The 21,253-nt window shown below is 61.7% G+C and carries 16 protein-coding genes; 7 read left to right on the top strand and 9 right to left on the bottom strand.

Annotated features, from left to right (window positions below; all coding sequences use genetic code 11):
• Positions 1–13: 13 nt before the first annotated feature.
• A complete protein-coding gene (gene crgA, locus HMPREF3171_RS04935) occupies positions 14–289 on the top strand; it encodes a cell division protein CrgA (protein WP_070483365.1) in 276 nt (91 codons plus the stop codon).
• Positions 290–483: 194 nt separating this feature from the next.
• Positions 484–1,875, top strand: a complete 1,392-nt coding sequence (locus HMPREF3171_RS04930; protein WP_070483363.1) for a hypothetical protein — start codon at positions 484–486, stop codon at positions 1,873–1,875.
• A gap of 67 nt (positions 1,876–1,942) precedes the next feature.
• Here HMPREF3171_RS04930 and HMPREF3171_RS04925 read toward each other — a convergent pair whose 3' ends face one another.
• From HMPREF3171_RS04925 to HMPREF3171_RS04905, 5 genes are all read right to left on the bottom strand, one after another.
• Positions 1,943–3,508: a catalase gene (locus HMPREF3171_RS04925; protein WP_070483361.1), complete on the bottom strand. Its 1,566-nt coding sequence runs from the start codon at positions 3,506–3,508 to the stop codon at positions 1,943–1,945.
• Positions 3,509–3,610: 102 nt separating this feature from the next.
• Positions 3,611–4,327 carry a hypothetical protein gene (locus HMPREF3171_RS04920; protein WP_070483359.1) on the bottom strand — a complete coding sequence of 239 codons (717 nt, stop codon included), beginning with the start codon at positions 4,325–4,327 and terminating at the stop codon, positions 3,611–3,613.
• 2 nt (positions 4,328–4,329) lie between these two features.
• A complete protein-coding gene (locus tag HMPREF3171_RS04915) occupies positions 4,330–4,536 on the bottom strand; it encodes a hypothetical protein (protein WP_141743356.1) in 207 nt (68 codons plus the stop codon).
• A 253-nt stretch (positions 4,537–4,789) separates the two neighbouring features.
• Positions 4,790–5,464 (bottom strand): rhomboid family intramembrane serine protease, encoded by a 675-nt coding sequence (locus HMPREF3171_RS04910; RefSeq protein WP_141743355.1) that lies wholly within the window; start codon positions 5,462–5,464, stop codon positions 4,790–4,792.
• A gap of 64 nt (positions 5,465–5,528) precedes the next feature.
• Entirely contained in the window at positions 5,529–6,050 is a 522-nt protein-coding gene (locus HMPREF3171_RS04905; protein WP_070483356.1) for a peptidylprolyl isomerase, read from the bottom strand.
• Between the two features lie 279 nt (positions 6,051–6,329).
• Here HMPREF3171_RS04905 and HMPREF3171_RS04900 point away from each other — a divergent pair, with 279 nt between their 5' ends.
• Entirely contained in the window at positions 6,330–7,292 is a 963-nt protein-coding gene (locus tag HMPREF3171_RS04900) for an endonuclease domain-containing protein (protein ID WP_070421944.1), read from the top strand.
• A gap of 193 nt (positions 7,293–7,485) precedes the next feature.
• Here HMPREF3171_RS04900 and metE read toward each other — a convergent pair whose 3' ends face one another.
• A complete protein-coding gene (gene metE / locus HMPREF3171_RS04895) occupies positions 7,486–9,735 on the bottom strand; it encodes a 5-methyltetrahydropteroyltriglutamate--homocysteine S-methyltransferase (RefSeq protein ID WP_070483354.1) in 2,250 nt (749 codons plus the stop codon).
• Between the two features lie 14 nt (positions 9,736–9,749).
• On the bottom strand, positions 9,750–10,688 hold the full coding sequence (locus tag HMPREF3171_RS04890) for a methylenetetrahydrofolate reductase (RefSeq protein WP_070483352.1): 939 nt from the start codon (positions 10,686–10,688) through the stop codon (positions 9,750–9,752).
• A 263-nt stretch (positions 10,689–10,951) separates the two neighbouring features.
• On the opposite strand from HMPREF3171_RS04890, the gene HMPREF3171_RS04885 reads away from it, so the two are divergent.
• Positions 10,952–11,584, top strand: coding sequence for a hypothetical protein (locus tag HMPREF3171_RS04885; protein WP_070483350.1), 633 nt, complete (start codon positions 10,952–10,954; stop codon positions 11,582–11,584).
• Positions 11,585–11,623: 39 nt separating this feature from the next.
• On the opposite strand, the gene HMPREF3171_RS04880 is transcribed toward HMPREF3171_RS04885, so the two are convergent.
• Positions 11,624–12,187 carry a TetR/AcrR family transcriptional regulator gene (locus HMPREF3171_RS04880; protein WP_070483348.1) on the bottom strand — a complete coding sequence of 188 codons (564 nt, stop codon included), beginning with the start codon at positions 12,185–12,187 and terminating at the stop codon, positions 11,624–11,626.
• Between the two features lie 88 nt (positions 12,188–12,275).
• Between HMPREF3171_RS04880 and HMPREF3171_RS04875 the strand changes: the two genes are divergently transcribed.
• Genes HMPREF3171_RS04875 through HMPREF3171_RS04865 form a run of 3 tightly spaced genes read left to right on the top strand, consistent with a single transcriptional unit; the run spans position 12,276 to position 16,491 of the window.
• Positions 12,276–12,890, top strand: a complete 615-nt coding sequence (locus tag HMPREF3171_RS04875) for an ATP-binding cassette domain-containing protein (protein WP_070483346.1) — start codon at positions 12,276–12,278, stop codon at positions 12,888–12,890.
• The gene (locus tag HMPREF3171_RS04870) at positions 12,887–14,980 is read left to right on the top strand and encodes a YhgE/Pip domain-containing protein (RefSeq protein WP_070483344.1); all 2,094 of its coding nucleotides are present in this window, start codon (positions 12,887–12,889) and stop codon (positions 14,978–14,980) included. The genes HMPREF3171_RS04875 and HMPREF3171_RS04870 overlap by 4 nt, the downstream gene beginning before the upstream one ends.
• Positions 14,977–16,491: a cutinase family protein gene (locus tag HMPREF3171_RS04865; RefSeq protein WP_070483342.1), complete on the top strand. Its 1,515-nt coding sequence runs from the start codon at positions 14,977–14,979 to the stop codon at positions 16,489–16,491. Before HMPREF3171_RS04870 ends, HMPREF3171_RS04865 begins: the two co-directional genes overlap by 4 nt.
• 55 nt (positions 16,492–16,546) lie before the next feature.
• On the opposite strand, the gene HMPREF3171_RS04860 is transcribed toward HMPREF3171_RS04865, so the two are convergent.
• Positions 16,547–21,139, bottom strand: coding sequence for a hypothetical protein (locus tag HMPREF3171_RS04860; protein WP_070483340.1), 4,593 nt, complete (start codon positions 21,137–21,139; stop codon positions 16,547–16,549).
• Positions 21,140–21,253: the final 114 nt, after the last annotated feature.

Raw genomic sequence — 21,253 nt, 5'->3', positions numbered from 1 at the left:
AACGGAGACAACGATGCCTAAAGCGAAAGTAACCAAGGACCCGGTCCGCCCGGTCAGCAGCACCTCCACCGGCGTGTCCCGTACCCCTGTCAAGGTCAACACCGGTGGCACCCCAGTGTGGTACAAGGTCATCATGTTCGGCCTCATGATCCTCGGTCTGGCGTGGCTGATCCTGTACTACCTCGCCGGTGACCAAATTCAGTTCCTCGCCGAACTCGGCCCGTGGAACTACGCCATCGGCTTTACCGGCATGATCATCGGTCTGCTGATGACCATGGGTTGGCGCTAAACCGGTTTTCCCTGTTCAAACGGGGCGTCGCGGAGTGTTTCCGCGGCGCCCCGTTTGTTTCGTTTACCCCCGGATTCGGTGAATTCTACAACAGTTTTCTGCACAAACCTGTGCACTCGATTATCACTTTATCAGTGAGAGTTAAATCTCACCTCAACGTTTTCAAAGGAAAAGTCACCGAGAAAGGACCGCCCGTGCGCGCAATCCGTTCCGCCGTTGCAGCACTCGCAGCCGTCGCCATCGCCGGCTCCGCAGTCACCGCAACCGCTCAAACCCTTGAAGAGTCCTATCCGGAGACTCCGGCAACCAACGATGCTCTGCCGATCATCCACACCTACCGTGGTTCTGACCACCTGAAGGCCAACGTCCTCAACCCACGTCCGGTCTGCAACTCCACCGAGGACTACCGCACCGTCGTGTACAAGGTGAAGGACAACTTCCTGCCGGTGGGCACCATCTCCACCACCAACCTGTCCGACAAGGCCATCCCGCTGTCCCAGGACCTGTCCCGTACCCAGTCCATCTCCGCGTCCGTCAACGGTTCTAAGACCGAGACGATCACGCTCGGTGGCTCTGGCTCCAAGGACGGCCTGCAGGGCAACATCGGCTACTCCCTGGCCAAGTCCCTCGGCTGGGACGTCTCCGGCTCGCTGAGCTGGTCCGTCGGCCAGCAAATCGGCCCGTACGAGGTGCCGGCAGGCAACACCGGCGAGGCCACCTACGGCTTCCGCACCGTCACCATGACCGGTACCCAGCAGCGCTGCCGCCCGAACGGCACCTGGGCAACCCCGACCGCCTGGATCGCCAACATGCCGGTTAAGAACGAGGTGCGTGTGAAGAACTACGCCACCCCGGCCGGCTCCTGGGCACCGAATAAGGGCGCACAGGTGACCACCCCGGTGGATAACCCGAACCCGGCGTACAACGAGGATGTCAAGAAGATCGAGACCGGCGCGAACCTCGATGACATTGACAAGGTTGAGGACGACAAGGCAGCAGACGTCACCAACAACGACATCACCGACGAGGGCACCAACATCATCAACGAGGTCGAAGAGACCAACACCGGTGAGGTTGAAGAGGTCATCGAAGCAGAAGAGAACGCTGTGCGCGAGCTCGACCTGCAGCCGCACTTCACCACCTCCACCTGGAAGGCTTCCGGCTTCGCAGGCTCCGTCGCGCTGCGCGTGAAGAACGTTGGCGACAAGCGCTACTGGGGCGAGTTCCCGGCCGTCACCTTCCGCGTTGAGGTCGGCACCTTCGCCGGCCCGGAGGGCGTCGACCGTCTCATCACCACCACTCGCTACAACGGCTCCCACGTCCGTGACCTTGGCTACGACTTCGACCGCAACGTCCGCGTCTTCGAGGTCACCCTGTCCAACCCGGTCAACGCTGGCGACGACATGCTGCTCGCCAGCTTCTCCTTCGGCGACGGCAACACCAAGGAAGGCCGTCTCCACAACACCCTGACCGTCACCCAGACCGGCCGCCTCGCAGGCGACACCTCCCTGTACAACGACCAGAAGGTGTCCTCCCTCGACGCAACCACCTCTGACTTCGGTCGCCAGGTCCGCGGTACCTTCTAAACCCTTCTAAAACCGCGAAGCTGAAAAAGACCGTTGAGTCTGTTGACTCAACGGTCTTTACCTTGCGCTAGTTGTTCTGTGCCGCACGCTTCTTCGCCAGCGACTCACGAACCCTGGTCTCAAGGTCAGCATCGACCTTGCCCCAGTACTCGTAAACGCGCTCCTCGACGTCCTTGTTCTTAATCGCCATCATCTTGTTGGTGATGTTGTGAACGAAGCGCTCCTTCTCCCCGTCGTCGAACACGTCGCGGTAGAGCGTGCCAGCCTGGCCGAAGTCGTCGTCCTCCGCGTGCTTGACGTACGCAGCACGCACAAGGTCAGTACCCTCCGGATCCGGGTTGACGTAGAGGTTCTCCGCCTGGCCGTAATCGGTGAAGTTGGAGGAGGAATCCTCGCCGTTGTCCAAGTAGCCGGCGCCCTTGTCGGTGCGGTTCGGCGAGTAGTTCGGCTCATTCTCCTCGTTGAAGAAGTACGCCATGGAACCACGCTCCGCGTAGGTGTTCACCTCGTTGATCGGGCGGTTGACCGGCAGGTCCTTGTAGTTCGTACCGATGCGGTAACGCTGCTGATCCGAGTAGGCAAACACACGCGCCTGCAGCATACGGTCCGGCGACAGACCCACACCCGGCACCAGGTTCGCCGGATCAAGCGCGAGCTGCTCGATCTGTGCGTGGAAGTTCTTCGGGTTGCGGTTCAGCACAAAGTAGCCGACCGGGATCAGCGGGTAATCCTTCTGCGACCAGGTCTTGGTCAGGTCGAAGGGGTTAAAGCGGTAATCCTTCGCCTCCTCGAACGGCATGATCTGCACCTTGACGTCCCAGATCGGGTAGTCGCCCTCTGCAATCGCGTTGAACAGGTCCGCACGCTGGAAATCCGGATCGGTACCGGCCTTCTCCGTGGCCTCCTCGTCGGTGAAGCACTCCCAACCCTGACGAGTCTTGAAGTGGTACTTCACCCACACCGGCGTGCCTTTTTCGTTGATCCACTGGAAGGTGTGGGAGCCGAAACCATCCTGGTGGCGCGACGTCTTCGGGGTGCCGCGGTCGCCCAGGAGGTAGGTCACCTGGTGTGCGGACTCCGGGGTGCGGGTCCAGAAGTCCCACTGCATCTCGTCGTCACGCAAGCCCGAGTTCGGCTGGCGCTTCTGCGAGTGAATAAAATCCGGGAACTTCATGCCGTCGCGCAGGAAGAACGTCGGGGTGTTGTTACCCACAATGTCGTAGTTGCCGTCCTCCGTGTAAAAACGCAGCGCGAAACCGTGCACGTCACGCCAGGTATCCGGCGAGCCAGCCTCGCCCGCAACCGTGGAAAAACGCGCCGCCATCGGCGTGACGGTGCCGGGCTGGAACAGCTTCGCCTTCGTGTACTGCGACACGTCCTCCGTGATGTGCAGCTCGCCAAACGCGCCATGACCCTTCGCGTGCGGAATACGCTCCGGGACGTTTTCCCTGTTGAAGTGGGCTAACTTCTCGATCAGGTGGACGTCGTTAAGCACATTCGCCCCCTGACGACCCTGCGTCACCGAAATGTTCTCCGACGCAACCGGCTGACCACTCAACTCAGTGGTACGGCCCTTGCCCGCAGGACGCTCGCCCTTAGCGACGATCTCCTCCGCCTTGCTCTTGTCAGTCACGACTTGCTCCTTACTTCACTGTTGTTGACATGTACCCCTCCCAGGGTAGGTACTTCCGCATGAACCGGTTGCCGAAACATTCGTAAGCAGCCTCGACGGTGGCTACCAAGTACGTTTTCTACGCTTCTCTACGTCGCCACCAGAAGGTGGCTCCACGTTGTAACCAAGTTCTCGAAGCGCCTCCGCCGCTTCCGCAGGATGATCCCGGACCGCAGCGCGGAGCTGCTTATCCAGCCATTCTTCCCGAGACTGCAGCAGCCTACCCTCCCAGCCTGGCCTTCCCCGGAAGCCACATTCGCGGATAACGAAATACAGGAAGTCCTCCAAGGAAGGACGGAAACGTCTCCCCCCTACGGGAAAATGCAGGGCTTGCAGATCACCTCTGCGTTTGTCCTTCGCCTTTGTCCCCTCGAAGTTCGCCATAAGGGCAACACTTAACAACCCGGAGATCCCCGAAGAGTGAATGTGCGCCGTGGGGGCAGAGGTATATCCGCGTTCATACTCGAATCTGATACCAGGTGAAGTGCGGACGCGGATCTCGAACTTGCTTCGATCGACGGCCAGATACTGTTCGCCTGAACCGATCGCGAGCTCATATTCGATAAAAACCTGATAGATCGCACTGTAATCAGATCTCGAAATCCCCTGGTCAGACTGTCCAGATCCGTAAACAAGTGGCAGTTGAAAACTACCGACAACGCGATCTTCATCCGTATTGGATTCGGCGTTGCACCGAACGTCGCGAATGGACGCGACTGGCAATACATCAAGCGCCAAGTCGAGCGCCTGCTGCAGGAACTCTACAGCCTCTTTCTCCACGCTTAACGCTCCCCGAGAAGTGACTCCACCCTGCGCAACTCGTCGTAGATGTCTCGCTGCTCGTAGGTGAACCCGCCTGACCAGGCAAGCTCCTTCAGCACGTCATCAGATGGCACCGCCGTCCCCAACGATTCAGTTAACTTCGCGCGCAAATCGCGTTGGCGTGCTCGCAGCTCTGCATTGGTAAAGCGGCGCACTTTCAGCTTCATGAGAATCACCTTCTTCCTATTGGCTTTGATCCTAACCAACGGCAGCGACATTGCTCTCCCGTTATTCGAACACTAACTATCCACACCTGTGGATAACTCTGTGCACAACTCCACAGGCACCGTGGATGTGCTGGGGATTATTCGAAAACACCAGGTAATTTCGGCGTGTCATTTTCACTGTTCGACGTGTCGTTCGAGGAACAACACGCGTGTAGTTCTCCACATTGTGGATAACGTTTGTGGATAACTCCGGTTAGTACACAGGGATCGTCGACGGCAACGTCAACACCCACACCACCGGCACCGCAGCCACCAACGCCGAACACGCCGCCACCCACCGCGTGCGCACATTCGGCGAGGTCAGCCACCACCCCATCACCGCACCCGCGACCAGACCCCCGAGATGCCCCCACAACGACACCGTCGGCGACATCAGCGAATACACCACGTTCACCGCCACCAGGGTGAGTGGGGCGCGCAGGTCAGTTGATCGTCGATAAGCAACTGCGATGAGCACCGCCATCAGCATGTACAACGCCCCCGACGCACCCGCCGTCGGCGTTGTGAAATTAAACGCAAGCACGCTAATCGACGACCACAGCACCCCCGCGCAATACGCCACCACAAACGGACCCGACCCCACAAAGCGCTCCACCTCCGCGCCAATGAACACCAACATGAACATGTTCAACGCAAGATGCGTAATGTCCAGGTGCAGAAAACCCGCGCTCAACGTGCGCAAATAGCCCCAGTCGTACACCAACGGGCCAAACAGAATCATCTGCTCCCCCACCGGCGAATCCCAAATCACGTCCATCACACTTCTCGACTGCACCGCCGTCACCACAAACACCAACGTGCACAACGCAGCAATAACGGAGGTGGCCGGAGCATTCTTCAACGTGTTCTTCATGGCATTGGGGAACATGGCCCTCAGCGTACTTTGGGCACGAAAAAGCCCCCGCCAACTGGCAGGGGCTGATCGAGACGTGTTACTTGACCTCGACCGAGTTGATCACAACATCCTCAACCGGACGGTCCATGCGGCCGGTCTTGACGTTCGCGATCTCGTCGACAACCTTCTTCGACGCCTCATCCGTGACCTCACCGAAAATGGTGTGGCGGTTGTTCAACCACGGGGTAGCGTCCACGGTGATGAAGAACTGGGAACCGTTCGTGCCCGGGCCCGCATTCGCCATAGCCAGCAGATACGGACGATCAAACTGCAGCTCCGGATGGAACTCATCCGCGAACTGGAAACCCGGGCCGCCCGTGCCGGTGCCGGTCGGGTCGCCGCCCTGGATCATGAACCCCGGAATGATGCGGTGGAAAATCGCACCGTCGTAGAACGGGCCCTCGGTCGTGCCCTGGGCGTTCTTGGTGGCGTACTCCTGCTCGCCCGTCGCCAGGCCAGTGATTACCTCAACCGTCTTCGGCGCGTGGTTGCCAAACAGGTCAATCACGATATCGCCGTGGTTCGTGTGCAACGTCATCGTTTGTGTCTTCTGAGTCATGCCGACCAGACTACGCGGAATCGTCCGAGGGCGTTCGCCGGGTCGGCGGTTGAGCGTCCTGGGCTGTCTTGGTGTCCTGGGCTGTCCTGGGCGGTCCAGGGCGGTCCAGGACTTTGATCGCAAACCCAGCGAACCAGTCCCAGCGAATCGTCGAAAATTGCCGATTCGCTGGGACTGGTTCGCTGGAAACTCGATCGGAGGCCTCGGCTAGCACGTTGCTCTTGTGCATCGGCTCCCCAGCGGATACTTTTAATCCAGCATCATAAACCGGGGGGTCATATGGTTGGGGAAAAGTTGACGCAATTGCTCGTCGGCCAGGCGGTCGCCGAGGCGGAAGCATGCGTAAAAGTTGCATCGCGTCGATACGTGCGCCTCGAAGCGTGGAACGCGCTGCGGCCGTACGAGCGCGAGTACTTACGCTGCTACGCAGCAGGTTCATCGGCCCATCGCTCGGTGTTGGTGAGTCGCTCGGCCGCCCGCCTACTGAACATGTGGACCATCCCGGACGGCAAGGAAGTCATCGAGCTCGCCCAAACGCACGGTACGCCACCATCCACGAAAGACTGGCCCGACGGTCTGCGTTACCGTCACATGCGGATCCCTGAATCGGACGTCTACTGCATCCACCGGACCGACTGCATCGGTGCGGACCGAAAAATACAGGTGACAAGCCCAGAGCGCACCGCGATCGACATCGCGCGGTTTCACGGCGTGCGTCAGGGCGCGGTCGCGATGGACTGGCTTCTAAGCTTCGGCACCCTCCAAGAAAAGCGGAGACGATGGGAGACCATCCAAGCCAAAATTGCCCGTCTCAAGGGAAAACGAGGGATTGCGAACGCACGGCGGGCACTCGAACTTGCGTCTCCTTGGTCAGAGTCACCGTACGAGACCCTCCTGCGTGTGATTCTCCACGAAAACGGTATTGAGGTGGAGATGCAACTGTGGATCGGACCAGATTTCCGAGTCGACCTGATCTGGGGAAACCTCGTTATTGAGATCGATGGCCTCGATAAGTTCGAGAACAAGCCTCACGATGCCGTCCTCTCTCAACTCAAGCGCGAAACTTGGATTCGTGAGCAGGGATACGAGGTCATCCGATTTTTCACACGGGAGATACTCCGGAATCCGGAGGAATGCGTCCGCCGGATACGGGAGGCGAAAGCACGGGCAGACAAGCGTGGTGAGCCGCAAGTCGCCGCGACCCGGCAACGTCCAAGGCAACGCCAATCCCGATTCCCGTAAAGCGCGCCGCGCCGCACCCCTGAAACGAAAGAAACCAGCGAACTACACCCAGCGAATCGCGGTTTTCGGGCGGTTCGCTACAACTAGTTCGCTGGAAACTCGAAGCGGGGGCGGGGGCGGGGGCACCGGGGCACCGGCGCACCGGGGCACCGGCGCACCGGCGCGGCAGAGCACGCCCCGGCGCGACCGGAACCTACAGGCCGGCGACGACCTCGTCGCGGGCGGCGACCAGGTTACGCAGGGACGGGTCGACTTCGGCGTAGCCGCGGGTCTTCAGGCCGCAGTCCGGGTTGACCCAGAGGCGCTCGGTCGGCACATTCTCGAGCGCGGCACGCAGCAGGCCTGCGATTTCCTCGGTGGACGGCACGCGCGGGGAGTGGATGTCCCACACGCCGGGGCCGATTTCGGAGTGGAAGGTCTCGTCGATATCTTCCAGCAGTTCCATCTTGGAGCGGGCTGCCTCGATGGAGGTGACGTCGGCGTCGAGGCCGGCGACGGCGTCGATGATCTGGCCGAACTCCGAGTAGCAGAGGTGGGTGTGGATCTGGGTCGACGGCTTCGCGTTCAAGGACACGAGGCGGAAGGCGCGGACGGCCCAGTCGAGGTAGGAGGCGCGGTCGTCGGCACGAAGTGGCAGCAGTTCGCGCAGGGCCGGCTCGTCGATCTGGATGACGTTGATGCCGGCTTCCTCGAGGTCGGCGACTTCGTCGGCAAGGGCGACGCCGATCTGGTCAGCGGAGACGGACAGCGGCACGTCGTCGCGCTTGAAGGACCAGGCCAGGATGGTCACCGGGCCGGTGAGCATGCCCTTGACCGGCTTGTCGGAGAGGGACTGGGCGTATGCGGACCAGTCGACGGACAGGGCGTTGGGGCGGGAGACGTCGCCGACGACGATTGGCGGACGGGTGCAGCGGGAGCCGTAGGACTGGACCCAGCCGTTTTCCGTGACGACGAAGCCGTCGAGGAGTTCGGCGAAGTACTGGACCATGTCGTTGCGCTCGGCTTCGCCGTGGACGAGGACGTCGAGACCGATCTCTTCTTGCAGTTCGATGACCTGCTTGATTTCGGCCTTGAGGGCTTCCTTGTAGTCGGCGTCGGAAAGGGTGCCTTCGCGGTGGTCGGCGCGGGCCTTGCGGATTTCCTGGGTCTGCGGGAAGGAGCCGATCGTGGTGATTGGCAGGGTGGGCAGCTTCAGTTCTTCGCGCTGGACCTTGATGCGCTCTTCGAAGGCCGGCTCGCGCTTGACTTCGCCTTCCGGCAGCTTTGCGACGCGGTCCACAACCGCCTGGTTGTGAATCGTCGTCGATTCTGCACGGGTGCGCACAGCGCGGTCGGACTGGGCGAACGCCTCGGCTGCGGCCTCCGGGCCGGCGACGAGCGCCTGGATCTCGGCGAGCTTCTCGTCAGCAAACGACAGCCACGGTGCGACCTCGACCGGCAGGTTGCGCTCGGCCTTGAGGGTGTGCGGCACGTGCTGCAGCGAGGTGGAGGTGGAGACGGATACCGGGCGGCCGAGGGACTCGAGGACCTCGGTGCGTTCGCGCAGGTTGGCGGCCCAGACGTTGCGGCCGTCGATGATGCCGGCGACGAGGTGGGTGGTCTCCGGGATGGTGGTGCGGATGCGCTCCGGGTAGCCGGCGTCGGCGTCGAGGGTCCACGGGGCAAGGTCGACGTGCAGCGCTTCTACGCCGAGTTCGCCGAGGACCGGCAGTGCCTCGCGGGCGGAGCCGTACGGGGTGGTCAGGTAGACGTTCGGGCGGTCCTCGCGGCCGAGCAGATCAGACCATGCCTCACGCAGGTACTTGGCAATCTCGGCGTCCGGGGTGGACAGGTCTGCGACCACGGCCGGTTCGGCGATCTGGATCCACTCCACGCCGGCATCCTTGAGGGCCCTAAATACCTCAGCGTAGGCGTCGACAAGCGCTGGCAGCAGCGACCACTCGGCAGGCTTGGACAGCGCAATGAGGGTGACCGGACCGACGAGGAACGGGCGAACCTTGTGGCCGGCCTCGGCGGCTTCCTCGACGATGCGCAGGATGCGCTCCGGCACGGCCTTAATCTCCTGACCAGCCTCGATCTCCGGCACGAGGTAGTGGTAGTTGGTGTCGAACCACTTGGTCATCTCCAGCGGCACGCGGGTGGCGTTGCCGCGGGCGAGCGCGAACTCCTCGTCCAGATCCACCCCGCCAGCCACGAGGCCCACGGTCAGGGCGGTCTCGAGCACCTGGTCGTAGAGGGCGACGTCGGCGGGGATGGCGTAATCCTCGGTGAGGCCGAGGTCGCGCAGATGGTTGTAGTTGTTCACGCGGAGGGCGCGGGCGGTGGAGCGGAACGTGTCGGCGTCGATACGCCCTGCCCAGTAGCTCTCAAGCGCGTGCTTCAGCTCGCGGTTCGCGCCGATGCGCGGGTAACCCTCGATGGTTGCCTTGGGGAAGGTGGTCATGGTTTGTCCTTTATCTATTGGATGCCGATGCGGTCCAAGAAGCCCCGCGTGACGGCCAGGTTGTTGTGGGTGTACACGTGGAGTCCGCCGGTGCCGGCGTCCAAAATCTCCCGCGCAAGCTTGGCGGTGAGTTGCATGCCGGTTTCGTATTCGTCGTCAGCTTCGAGCAATTGCTTCTCGACGACCTCAGGCACCTCCAACCCCGACAACTCACCCATCCGGCGCACACGCTTCAGGGAAGTCATCGGCATAATCCCCGGAATCAACGGGATACGCACACCAGCCAGGCGTGCTACCTCGACAAAGTCCAGGTAATCCTGCGCCTCGAAGAAGAGCTGTGTAATCGCGAAATCGGCACCCAGGCGCTGCTTAGTCAGCAGCACATCCAGGTCATGGTCGAAATTTCGCGACTCCTCGTGCCCCTTCGGGTAGCACGCAACCGACAGCGCGAGCTTGCCGGCGGCGAGGCGAAACGCCTCCTCTTCCTGCACTTCCTCGATGAGGTTGAGCAGGTCGGTGGCGTACTGCAGGTAGTGCTCCGGCATGCCCGTTTCGGGCAGGTCGCCGCGGAGTGCGAGGAAGCCGCGCACGCCGGCGTCGATAAGCGTGCGGATCCACTCGGTGAGCTCCTCGCGCGTACCCGCCGTGCAGGCCAGGTGTGCGATCGGGCGCAGGTCGGTGGTTTCCGCAATCCGGGAGATCACCGCGGCAGTGCCTTCGAGCCACTCGCTGCGACGCGAGCTGGTCACGGAGACGTAATCCGGGTTGTAGGCGGCCAGGCCGGCAATGAGTTCGTCCATCTTGGCCACGCTGTCGGAGGGGCGCGGCGGAATGATCTCAAAACTCAACGCAGTGCGCTGGCGCTTCGGGCGGGGGCGGCGGATCACCGGAGCGCCCTCGCGGTCGATGGGTGCCGAGGCGGAAAGCCGGGTCGAAGGGGAGGCTTCGAACATGGCGGACCTTTCTCTCGGCTGGCTGTCATCGGGACTTGTTGCACCGTGGTTAAACGGTGACTTGAAACTTATGTTGCCCGTTTCCGCGTCACAATCAAGGTTGTCTATTTTGCTCGTTTACGCAGGTCATGCGGCTGGTTTTCGTGAATGTAAATACCGCAAACTGAACCGCTTGGTTCATTTTTGCGTAACGCTTGGTACGGAGCCGTTCTGCGGGGGCTTCGCTACGCTAGACACCGAACCAATCGAACAAAGGAGCACCCATGAACCTCAGGACCATCGGCATGGCCTACGCCCTCGCAAACCAAGGCCTGAAGTACTTCCGCGACCAAAACGACAAACGCGAGCGCGACATTTACCAGTCCCTCATCGACACGCTTAAAGACGGCGACCTCTCCGACCTCACCGACAAATTCGACCGCGACCAACTCCAGGAGCTCTACGGCGCCGCCCGCGCCGAAGCCGGTGAAATCACCCGCAAGGCCCACGAGCGCCTCGACCGCCGCCGCGCCGCCTTCGACGCCGACGCTCCCCTGCGCGCCGCCCAACTCGCCTTCCTTAAAGACCACGCCAAGGAGAAGAAGGACGAAGGCCGCAGCGTGCTCGGCACCATCGGCTCCGTGATCAAGTGGTCGACGCTCAGCGCCGTCGCCGCAGGTAGCGCATGGGCTGCGTGGGAGTTCTTCCTCAAGGACAAAATCGCCGAACTTCGCGACGACTCCCCCGCCGACCTCGACCTCGTCTCGGTCGCCGAGGGCGGCGCCGGTCGTGCTGGCGGTGCTGGCGCTGGCGGGACCTCCACGCTGGTCTACTCCACCACTACCGAAGACGACCGCGAAGCACGTTCGGCCGACGATTCCGACGATTCCGCAGGCCGCCACCGCCTGGAGGCCTAGCGCCACGTCCCTTCCGGGCCCAGCCCCGTTCCCGAACGCCTATACGTTCGCGCGCCAGCCGGCCATGAGGTGGCGGACGAGGCGATCGCGCACGTCGGGGAGCAGATCGGCCAGGGGTGAGGCAAGCGGTCGGGTGGCCACGATCAGTTCGGTGGCGAGCTGCAGCGCGGTTTGGCCGGGGGCGACGATGTTGTGGGGCACGGCTTCGTCGATAAGCAATTGCACGTTGTGCATGAAGGTCTCGCGGCGTTCGACGATGATGCGGGGGCCGTCAGCGGAGGGTTCGGCGGCAAGGGCGGTGGCGAGCATGCCGACGCCGGAGTCGACGATGGCCCAGACGAAGCGTTCGAAGCTGCCTTGGGGGTCGCGGTGGAAGTCGGCGAGGGTGTCGTCGAGGAGGGTTTGGAGGTCGTCGATGTAGACGATGGCGCAGGCGTCGTAAAGCGATGCGCGCGATGGGAAGTGGCGGTAGAGGGTGGCGATGCCTACTCCAGCGTCGGCGGCGATGCCTTCGAGTGTGATTTCGGAGTTGGGGCGGGTTTGGATCTGTTGGAGGGCGGCCGTGATGATTTGGTCGCGTTTTTTGCGGGCGTCTGCGCGCATGGGCCCCACTCTCGGTTTGACAGTGATTGAATTGGGAAGCACCATATCACGAGTTAAGTGATAGTCCACCCTACGGTTAGGGGACCGAATGTCTGCAATCCTGTCTGCACAGGACCTTGTTCTGCGCAGTGGCGACGACCCGGAGTCGTTCGACATCGGCCGCGGTTTGACCCTGCTCAACACGGCGCGCGAGTCCGATTCGACGCTGCTCAGCCTTGCGCTGGCGGGTCGCTTCCGTCCTGCAGAGGGCACCATTCTGCTTGATAGCGAACCCACCACCCACCACGACCGCTTCCGCGATGTCGCCTTGGCGGGCGTACCGGAGATCGACTCGATCGATCGCCTGGTGCGCGTGCGGGATGCGGTGCGGGAGCAGATTGCGTGGTCGCAGAGTTTCTTCAAGCGCACCCCGCGCAGCCCGGAGGCGATCAAGGCGCATCCGCATGTGGAGAAGTGGTTAGAGCCGTTGCAGTTGGAGGAGCTAGATCTGCTGGCCAAGGTCGGCGACATTTCTCCGTTGGAGCGTTTCCGTCTGCGTGTGTTGCTTGCGTTGATTTCGCGTCCTGAGGCGAAGTTGCTCATTGTCGACGACATCGATCAGGTCCGTGACATGAAGTTGCGCAAGTTGCTTCTTAGCGACCTCCGCGGCGTCGCGGTCCACCTTCCCGTGCTAGTGAATACGGTCAATGAGGAGGGGCTATGAGCGGCCTGCATATCGGAACCGATTTCCGGAAGTTTTTGAACGGCAAGCTCCCACCGCTTGCCCTTGTTGCCATCATGTTGCTGCCGTTGCTGTTCGGTGGCTTGTTTGTGTGGTCGTATTGGGATCCGCTGGGCAATTTGTACAAGTTGCCGGTTGCGTTGGTGAACTCGGATGAGGGTGAGAACGGCGACCAGGTGGTTGACGAGCTGTTGGAGCAGCGTCCGTTGGATTTCCAGTTGGTCAGTGCCGAGGAGGCCAAGGAGGGCATTGCTAACGGCACGTATTACCTGGGTATGGAGATTCCGACGAACTTCTCTGAGGCTGTGACCAGCGTGAAGTCAGAGGATCCACATTCGGCGAAGATCAACATCACCTTGAATGAGACGAACGGTTTCATCCCGACGGTGTTGGGCGATAAGGCCGGTGAGGCGGTCGCGGTTGCGGTGTCGAACTCGGTTGGTGAGAAGGTGGTGGACCAGCTGTTCGTCGGCATTAATACGTTGTCGCAGGGCGTGCAGGACGCCGCGGATGGCGCGGGCAAGCTCGACGACGGTGCGAATAAGGCCAAGGACGGCTCGCAGAAGCTCAACGACGGCGGCACGAAGCTCAACGACGGTATCCAGCAGCTCAATGACAAGGTGCAGCAGATGCCGGGTGCGGTGGGCAAGCTCGACGGCGGTGTGGCCAAGTTGCAGGACGGTGCGGCGCAGCTTAATGACGGCATCACCACCGCATCCGGCGGCGCCTCCAAGCTCTCTAACGGCCTGGATCAGTTGCAGGCGGGTACCCAGCAGTTGGGTGCCGGTGCGACGAAGATCGCCGGTGGCGTGGATAAGCTCACCGGCTTTGCTGGCACGTTGAACCAGGCGCAGGCGGCATTGGCTGACGTCAATGCGAACCTGGACCGCGTGATCGCGGATCTGGACCGCTCCCCTATCCCGGGCTCGAACGAGTTGGCCGCGCAAGCCCGTGGCGTGAAGGCACAGTTGAACGCTGGTCCGCTGCAGGCGGTGCCGGGCAACGACCTGGTTGGCCAGTTGATGCAGTTGCAGGCTGGCGCGCACGAGTTGGCCACGCAGTTGTCTGATCCGACCGCGCAGTACCGCGGCGGCGTGGATAGCGCCGTAGCGGGTGCCCGCACTCTTGCGGAGGGTCTGGCCCGCCTGCAGGACGGTTCGGGCACGCTGCTGGCCGGCATTACGACGCTGAAGGACGGTACGTCGAAGTTGGTCGTCGCTGCGAATACGGCGACGGATGCGACCTCGAAGTTGGCGGCCGGCTCGAACCAGTTGGTGGTGGGCCTGAGCGATTTGAACGACGGCCTGGTGAAACTTTCTGACGGCACCGGCGAACTCTCCATGAAACTTGCGGACGGCGCCAAGGAAGCCCCGAAGTGGGAAGGCGAACGCCTGGACAAGGCGATCCACGCCGCCGCGGATCCGGTGACCCCGCAGCACACGGGCGACAGCGTGACTTACTTTGGTAAGGGTTTGAGCCCGTTCTTCCTGGCCCTGTCGCAATGGTTCGGTGTGCTGATCACCTACATGATCATGAAGCCGTTTAGCCGCCGCGCCATCGACTCGGGTGTGAGCGCGTTCCGCGTGATGCTGTACACGATGATCCCTTCCGTGATCATTGGCTCTGCTCAGTCTGTGGCGCTGTGGGTGGTGCAGGTTGGTGTGCTGAAGGTGGAGCCGCAGCACCCGGTGGCGCTGTTCGGCGTGCTGGTGTTCGTGTCTTGGGTGTTTATCTCCGCGATTATGGCGTTGAACACCACGTTGGGCCCGGCGCCTGGCCGTTTGGCCACGATGGCATTGATGTCGCTGCAGTTGGTGGCGTCGAACGGCCTGTATCCGCCGGAGGTGCAGCCTGGGTTTATCCAGTGGGTGCACACGTGGGATCCGATGCGCTATTCGGTGGATTTGGTGCGCTACGCCCTGTTCGGTGCGCCGTCGTATGACCCGCGTCTGTGGACTGCGCTTACGGTCCTGTTGTTCGTGGCGGCCCTGTCCATCGCCATTACGTGTTTCGCGCTGCGGAAGCGTCGCACGATGGCGTTCAAGGACCTGCACCCCGAGTTGACGGTGTGAGACGCCCCCTAGCCATCCTGCTGTCCGCCGCGCTTGTGCCGCTCGCGGTGCCACAGGCGCAGGCGTTGCAGTTGCGGTGCCACCCCGTGCATGTGATTCAGGCGGCGGGGTCCGGGTTTTCGCATTCGTGGCATCCGTCCGCGCGCGAGTCGCTTTTCGACGACACCTCCTCCCCCGCCGACGACCTCCAAACCCGCTTCGGCGCCCGGACGGTGTCCACGTTTCAGGTGAAGTACCCGGCCTCGCTGGGCCGCTTCAGCGTGTTCGGTACCTCGGGCAACGTCCCGGAAGGCACCGAGGCGGCCACGTATGGGGAGTCGGTGCGCTACGGCCGGGACGTGGCCACCTTGGAGATGGAGACCGTGGCCCGGCATTGCCCCGGCACCCGGTTCATTTTGATCGGCTACTCCCAGGGCGCCCACCTGGTCGGTGATGCAGCGGCGGAGGTTGCCGCCGGCCGCGTGCGGGGTGTGGGTGCGGATGACATCGCCGCCGTCCTGCTCTTCGCCGACCCCGCCCGCGCGCCGCTGGGTGACCCGGCGCCGCAGCAACCTTCGCGCCTCTACGCCGAACCACCTGCGGGCGTGCGCGGCCGCAACGGGGAGACGGTCCAGACCGGTGGCACGACCCTCAACCCCGCGTTCGAGGGCCTCGCCGGCACCCGCACCACGCCGTTTACCGGCCTGGAGGGCAAGGTGCTCTCCCTGTGCAACGGCGCGGACATGGCGTGCGCGACCGATCCCACGAGCCCGCTGCGCACACTTGCGGATGTGGCCATGCGCGATGTCACACCCGGCCCTTTCAACGCCATCACCGGCATCCGCGTCGCCCGCTTCCGCGACTTACGCGCGCAGGGGCTGCCGGTGCGCGAGGCGTTTGAGCAGTCGGGCCTCTCACTTATCGACGCCACCCTCATCCCCCAAATCGTCATCGAAGCCACCACCGCCACCACCGCCCTTGGGCAGCACGCGGCGCGCACCAGCACCACTCCCCCAGCCGAACAAGCCGCCATCGCGCTGCTCGCCGCACTGCCGGAGTTGGCCAAGGAGGGCGTGACCTGGCCGTGGTTGTTCCAGGCGCTTGAGCCTCTGCGCGATCAGGCGGCGCAATTGCTTGACGACGACACCACCGCCTGGCTCGATCTCACCCTCGAAGTGTTTCGCACCGTCCATGCCGTGGAGCAGTTCAGTTGGCAGCTGCATCGCCTCGGCGTGATCCCCCGCACCCCAACCGGCACCGAGGGCCGCCAGGCCTGGGCGCATAGCACCGTGACGGCGTTGTGCGGGCAGGTGCTGGATGTGACCGGCCTACGCGCCGCTTACGAGGATCCCCAGAACGCAGTGCTGGTGTCGTCGGCGCAGCGTGCTGGCGATTTCGGGCCGCGGCACATGTCGTATTACAAGTTGGGCTTCACCGACATCCCCGGTGGGTTCAAGGTGGGCGGTCAGACGGGTTATGACTATGCGTTGGGGTGGCTGGACCGGGTGGTTCGTGGGGTCGTCGCAAAGTAAATGCGCAAGAGAAAACCCGCCGGGCTTTCGCCTAGCGGGTTAGCTCACTGCGGGTTTACTTGTCCTCAGCGGGCTTGTTCTCTTCGGTGCCCTTGTCCTTGGACTCCGGCATCTTGTCGGAGGAGCCCTTCATCAGGGTCTCGTTGCCGGTCGCCTTGCCCACCATGTAGGAGGAGGTGTACTCACCTGCACCACATGCGCGCATGACGCCGTCGACTGCCAGGAGGCCGAGGGTGATCGCACCCAGAGCGCCGGCTGCGAGGCCGATCATCTGCGGGTTCTCGATAGCGAACGCACCCTGGATGCCAGCCGCGCGACGTGCACGGTCATCGTCGTGGATGCCCAGACCGCGCTGGATCTGGTCGTTCGCTTGACGGATCGCGGCGTTGACCTGGGCGGAGATGCCCTCTAGGCCCGGAATCTGAACCTGCGACAGGATACCCAGCGGGATAGCCAGCAGCAGCGGCGCGGTCATGCCGACGATGCCGGCGATGCACTTGCCGTCGAGCTCAGAGGAGCCCTTGGTGGTCTGGTTGTTCGTCTCACCCGTCACCTTGACATTGAGCTTCAGGTTACGGACGTAGGACTGGTTGCCGTTCTTGTCAACCAGAACGTACTTCAGGCTGTCGCCAGGTGCGCCCAGATCGGTCTCGACAACGACCTTGCCGTCCTTTTCCTTGACGCTCTTGACCTTGCCGCCGTTCTCAACCGGAACGAAGCTCTTCACGCCATCCGGCAGGGTGATGGTGATCGTGCCGGTGGTCGGGTTGTTCGTGTATTTGATCTCCGGCAGATCCTTGTTCGTACCAGTGGACTTGCCGTTGGAGACCAGCACACCAGAGTCTGCAGTGTCCACCGGAACAATGTCCAGCAGGATCGTGCGCAGAACGGTGCCTTCGCCGTCACGCTCTTCAACGCGGATGACCTGGCCGACGGTATCCGGCTTCGCAGTGACGCGGAAGTTGCCGTCCACCGTGCTGGTGGTCACGTACTCGCTGCCCGAGGTGATGAAGAACTTACCGCCATTCTTCATCGGCGGGATGTCGGTGTAGCCGGTAACCGGGATCACCGAACGCTGCTGACGGTTGGTAGAGACGCGGCCCTGGACGACGTTCACCGTGTAGCGGTTCAGCACAGAACCGTTGGAGTCGCGCTCTTCAACGACGCCAGTCTTGCCTGCGGCGTCAGCCTTCGGCTTTAGGATCCACTCGCCATCGGTGGTCTTCGGCTCCTGGAAGAACTCGCCGCCCTCAACGAGCAGGAAGCTGTTCTTGCCGTTGACAAGGGTCGCACGGAACTCGGAGTTCGTGGAGACGGTGTAGGTGGACTCGCCCGACTTCGGAGCGACCATGTTCAGGTGGTACTCGGCCCAAACGCCACGGGCGTCCTTCACCTGGATCTTGGCCAGGCCAGTCTTGTCTGGCATACCCGTGATGATGAACTGGTCGTTCTTCTCATCGCGCTCGATCTTGACAAGGTCCTTGCCCTCGGTGATGACAGGCTCGTCATCCTTCGCGCCCGGAATGCGTGCGGTTGCGTTCCAAGCCATCTCACGCTCGAGCGGCTTGACCTTAGCGTCGCGGCCCGGGGTGACGTTGATGGTGTAGCGCTCGAAGACGAAGCCCTCGTCCGTGAGGTTCTCCAGAACGATCTTGCCGTCGGCGTTGCGGTTGAACTCGATCTTCACCGACTTGGTATCACCGGTCGGCAGCGAGTTCTCGTCAACAACGAGCTTCTTGGCCTCGTCCTTGTTGTCCTCGACAACACGAAGGTTCGTGCCTTCCAGCTCGAGCACGTTGTCGGAAGTGACATCGTATTCGAGGTTGCGGACCGGAGCCGGGGAGACGTTGTAGGTGAACTTGGTGATCTTCTCGTACTTGCCGTTGGCGTCGTCCTTGAAGTTGAGCGCGGTCTCGAGAACCTGGACCTGGCCCTTTGCGCCCGGCAGGAACACAAGCTTCCAGTGGCCGTCCTCGGTAATCTTCGACTTCTCGAAGTCGATGATGCCGTCGTATTCCTTCTTGTAGTGCTCGAGCATCTTGTCGAAGGAGTCGAACTTCTGGTCAACATCGAAGGTGAAGCGGTTCGAAACCCGTCCATCGCTATTTACTTCGTTGTAGCCCAGGGTGAGATCCACAACCGCGCGGTCGACGATGTTGCGAGGCTCAAGCTCCTTGAAGTCGAAGCCATCAGAGTCCTGAGCAGGGTTGACCTGGATCTTCCAAACACCGATCAGGGTGCCGGTCTTCTTGTCGACGATGTGGATGATCGCCTCACCCGTGAAGCCATCGCGCGGCTTAACAGTCCAGACGTCATGGTCGGCGCCGTCGTCGCCAAGCTTGCCACGGCCTTCGGTGACCTCGACATCGCCGGAGATGATCTTGTAGTCCCACTCGATGCTTCGCTCGATGTTGACCGAGCCGTTGCTCTGAATCTCGTAGTTACGGATGCGCGGGCCAGAGTTGACATCCTTCTTGATGTCAATCGTGTACTTGTATTCGACACCGTTCTTGTCGGTGAAGACAACGACGACCTTGCCCTCGCGGTCCTTATCCTTCGGCGTGATGACCCAGGTATCGTTGTCACCCACCTTGATGTCCACCAAATCGTTGCCTTCGACGATCTTGTAGGTGCCGCCACGACGCTCCACGATCGCCGTGGAGGTGCTCAGGATCTCGCGAACAACATCAAACTTCGAGGTGGTGTTCTCGATGGTGACGATGTTCTCGCGCTCGTTGCCGCTCTCGTCGACCGTGGTGACGACGACCTGGCCGCGCAGGTTGGTGTCGGTGACCTCAACCTTCACGCCCTGCTCGTCCTTAACAACATCGATGCTGCCCGGCATAACCTTGTGCTCCACACCGTTTTCATCGATGTAGACGCGCTTCTTAATCTTGTCGCCCGGGTTCAGCGGGATGACCTTGACGCGGTTCTCGCCGTTCGGGTTGAGGGTGTAGAAGAAGTTGTTGACCGTGACGTTGGTCTGGGTCTTCACCGTGATGGTGTCGGACACCTTCACGCGGTAGATGTACTGGTTGCCGCGCTCATCGGTGATGAGGATCTCGACGTCGCCCTCGCCCTCGAAGCCCGGCTTCGGGGTGATGATCAGCTTGCCATCCTCGGTGCGCTCCACGATGACGATGTCGCGGCCCTTGGTGACCTCGAAGGTCCAGGAGCCCTTGATGCCACCCGGCAGCTCGATCTCCTTGGACTTGTCCTTCTTGGTAAAGCCAGCGAAGTAGTAGTACTCGTGAATTTCCTTAACGGACTCGTAAATCTTCTCGGTGTAGTAGTTCTCCGTGAGGGTGACCGTGTTGGTGGTCGTGACCGGCTTCGGAGTCTCGGTCTTCGTGGTGGTAACCGTCGTACCCGGAACGTCCACAACGGTGGTACGCGTCGGGGTGGACCAGTGGGTTGCGGTAACCGTGGTAGCCGGCTTGGTCACGACGACCGGGGTGTCGCTGATCGTCTCGGTGACAGTGGTCGGCTCACCCTCAACGGTGGAGGTGACAGTCTTCGGAGCCGGGGTCTCGGTAACCGTCTTGGTGACGGTCTCGCCGCCAACGACCTCGGTCGTCGTCGTGACAACCGGGGTGGCCTTAACAGTTTCGGTAACCGTCTGACGCGGACGGGTCGTACGAACCGTCGTGTACGCGGTCGGGAGCTCCTTACGCTCCGTCACCGTCACCTCAGGGTGGGTGTAGGTAGCGGTTACCGTACGCGGGGTATCCGTGACCGTCGTGGTGGTCTTGTGCGCCGGAAGCGTCTCGGTGGTGGTGACGGTCGACGGATCCTGCGGGATCGTCGTCGTCTCCTCGATGATTTCCTTCTGCGGTGGCGGCTTCGGGCCCGGCAGGCCCGGCTGCACGATCGTGATGATGCGCTGGAAGGTCCAGTGCTTCTTCGGGTTCAGGTTGAGGTTGTAGTTCTTCGGAACCAGAACGGTGACGTACTCGCCCTCGGTGTAGTTCTCCTTCACCGTCTGGAAGTTCGCGTTCTTCACCAGAACGTAGTTCGGGGTGCCGTCGCCCTGAACGTCCTGACGCTTCCAGATGATGTCGAAGCCGGTCAGGGAGGAGAAGAGGTACTTGTTCAGGCGGTTCTGGTGGAAGTAGCCACGGATCTCGTTCAGCGAGCCGAGATTGTTGGAGAGCAGTGCCTGGAGGATGCGGTTCTTCGTCTGAATCTGGTAGACGAGGTTCGAAGACGGGTTCTTCTGGTACTGCTCGTAGTCCTTGATCAAGGACTTGGTGACGTTGATCGCTGCGAGACGTACGTCGTCGTTAATACCCAGGCCATCGCCGAAACGGCCGGAGGCACCGGTGAGCTTACGGACCTCGTAGCCACCGATCTCATTGTTCCAAGGGTTGTCGATACCCCAGTCGATGCACCAACCCGACGCAACCTCGTTCGGCAAGACAAACGTGTTGACGTCGAACGGCTGGTTACGGAGGTCTTTGTAACCATCAGAGTAGAACTGGCGCAGTTCCTGCTCGCTGAGCGACTGGTAAGCACCGACGATCTGTGCGCTGGAACCGGTGTAGGTAAGTGCCAACGCGTCAGGCGCAACACTCACTGCGGTACCGGCAATCAGGGTGCTCGAAATGAGCGCAGCCATAGCGCGCTTCTTCAGATGTGCGTTCTTCAACGGCTTCATTCCTTACAACTCGGAGGAGATATTCGAAGCAGCCTTGAGATCACCTGAACACGGATCTCCAAACTGATAACTACATATTTAAGCGCAATATCGGCTTGGAGAATA

Source organism: Corynebacterium sp. HMSC08F01 (assembly GCF_001807545.1).
GTDB classification, from domain to species: Bacteria; Actinomycetota; Actinomycetes; order Mycobacteriales; family Mycobacteriaceae; genus Corynebacterium; species Corynebacterium coyleae.
The sequence above is the reverse complement of the archived record's forward strand: the minus strand, read 5'-3'. Positions and strand labels throughout refer to the sequence as shown.

Excerpts from the sequence above, each read along its gene's own strand:
- crgA (WP_070483365.1), top strand. The coding sequence starts at position 14 with ATGCCTAAAGCGAAAGTAACCAAGGACCCGGTCCGCCCGGTCAGCAGC.
- HMPREF3171_RS04915 (WP_141743356.1), bottom strand. The coding sequence starts at position 4,536 with ATGAAGCTGAAAGTGCGCCGCTTTACCAATGCAGAGCTGCGAGCACGC.
- HMPREF3171_RS04910 (WP_141743355.1), bottom strand. The coding sequence starts at position 5,464 with ATGTTCCCCAATGCCATGAAGAACACGTTGAAGAATGCTCCGGCCACC.
- HMPREF3171_RS04905 (WP_070483356.1), bottom strand. The coding sequence starts at position 6,050 with ATGACTCAGAAGACACAAACGATGACGTTGCACACGAACCACGGCGAT.
- HMPREF3171_RS04900 (WP_070421944.1), top strand. The coding sequence starts at position 6,330 with ATGGTTGGGGAAAAGTTGACGCAATTGCTCGTCGGCCAGGCGGTCGCC.
- metE (WP_070483354.1), bottom strand. The coding sequence starts at position 9,735 with ATGACCACCTTCCCCAAGGCAACCATCGAGGGTTACCCGCGCATCGGC.
- HMPREF3171_RS04890 (WP_070483352.1), bottom strand. The coding sequence starts at position 10,688 with ATGTTCGAAGCCTCCCCTTCGACCCGGCTTTCCGCCTCGGCACCCATC.
- HMPREF3171_RS04885 (WP_070483350.1), top strand. The coding sequence starts at position 10,952 with ATGAACCTCAGGACCATCGGCATGGCCTACGCCCTCGCAAACCAAGGC.
- HMPREF3171_RS04880 (WP_070483348.1), bottom strand. The coding sequence starts at position 12,187 with ATGCGCGCAGACGCCCGCAAAAAACGCGACCAAATCATCACGGCCGCC.
- HMPREF3171_RS04875 (WP_070483346.1), top strand. The coding sequence starts at position 12,276 with ATGTCTGCAATCCTGTCTGCACAGGACCTTGTTCTGCGCAGTGGCGAC.
- HMPREF3171_RS04870 (WP_070483344.1), top strand. The coding sequence starts at position 12,887 with ATGAGCGGCCTGCATATCGGAACCGATTTCCGGAAGTTTTTGAACGGC.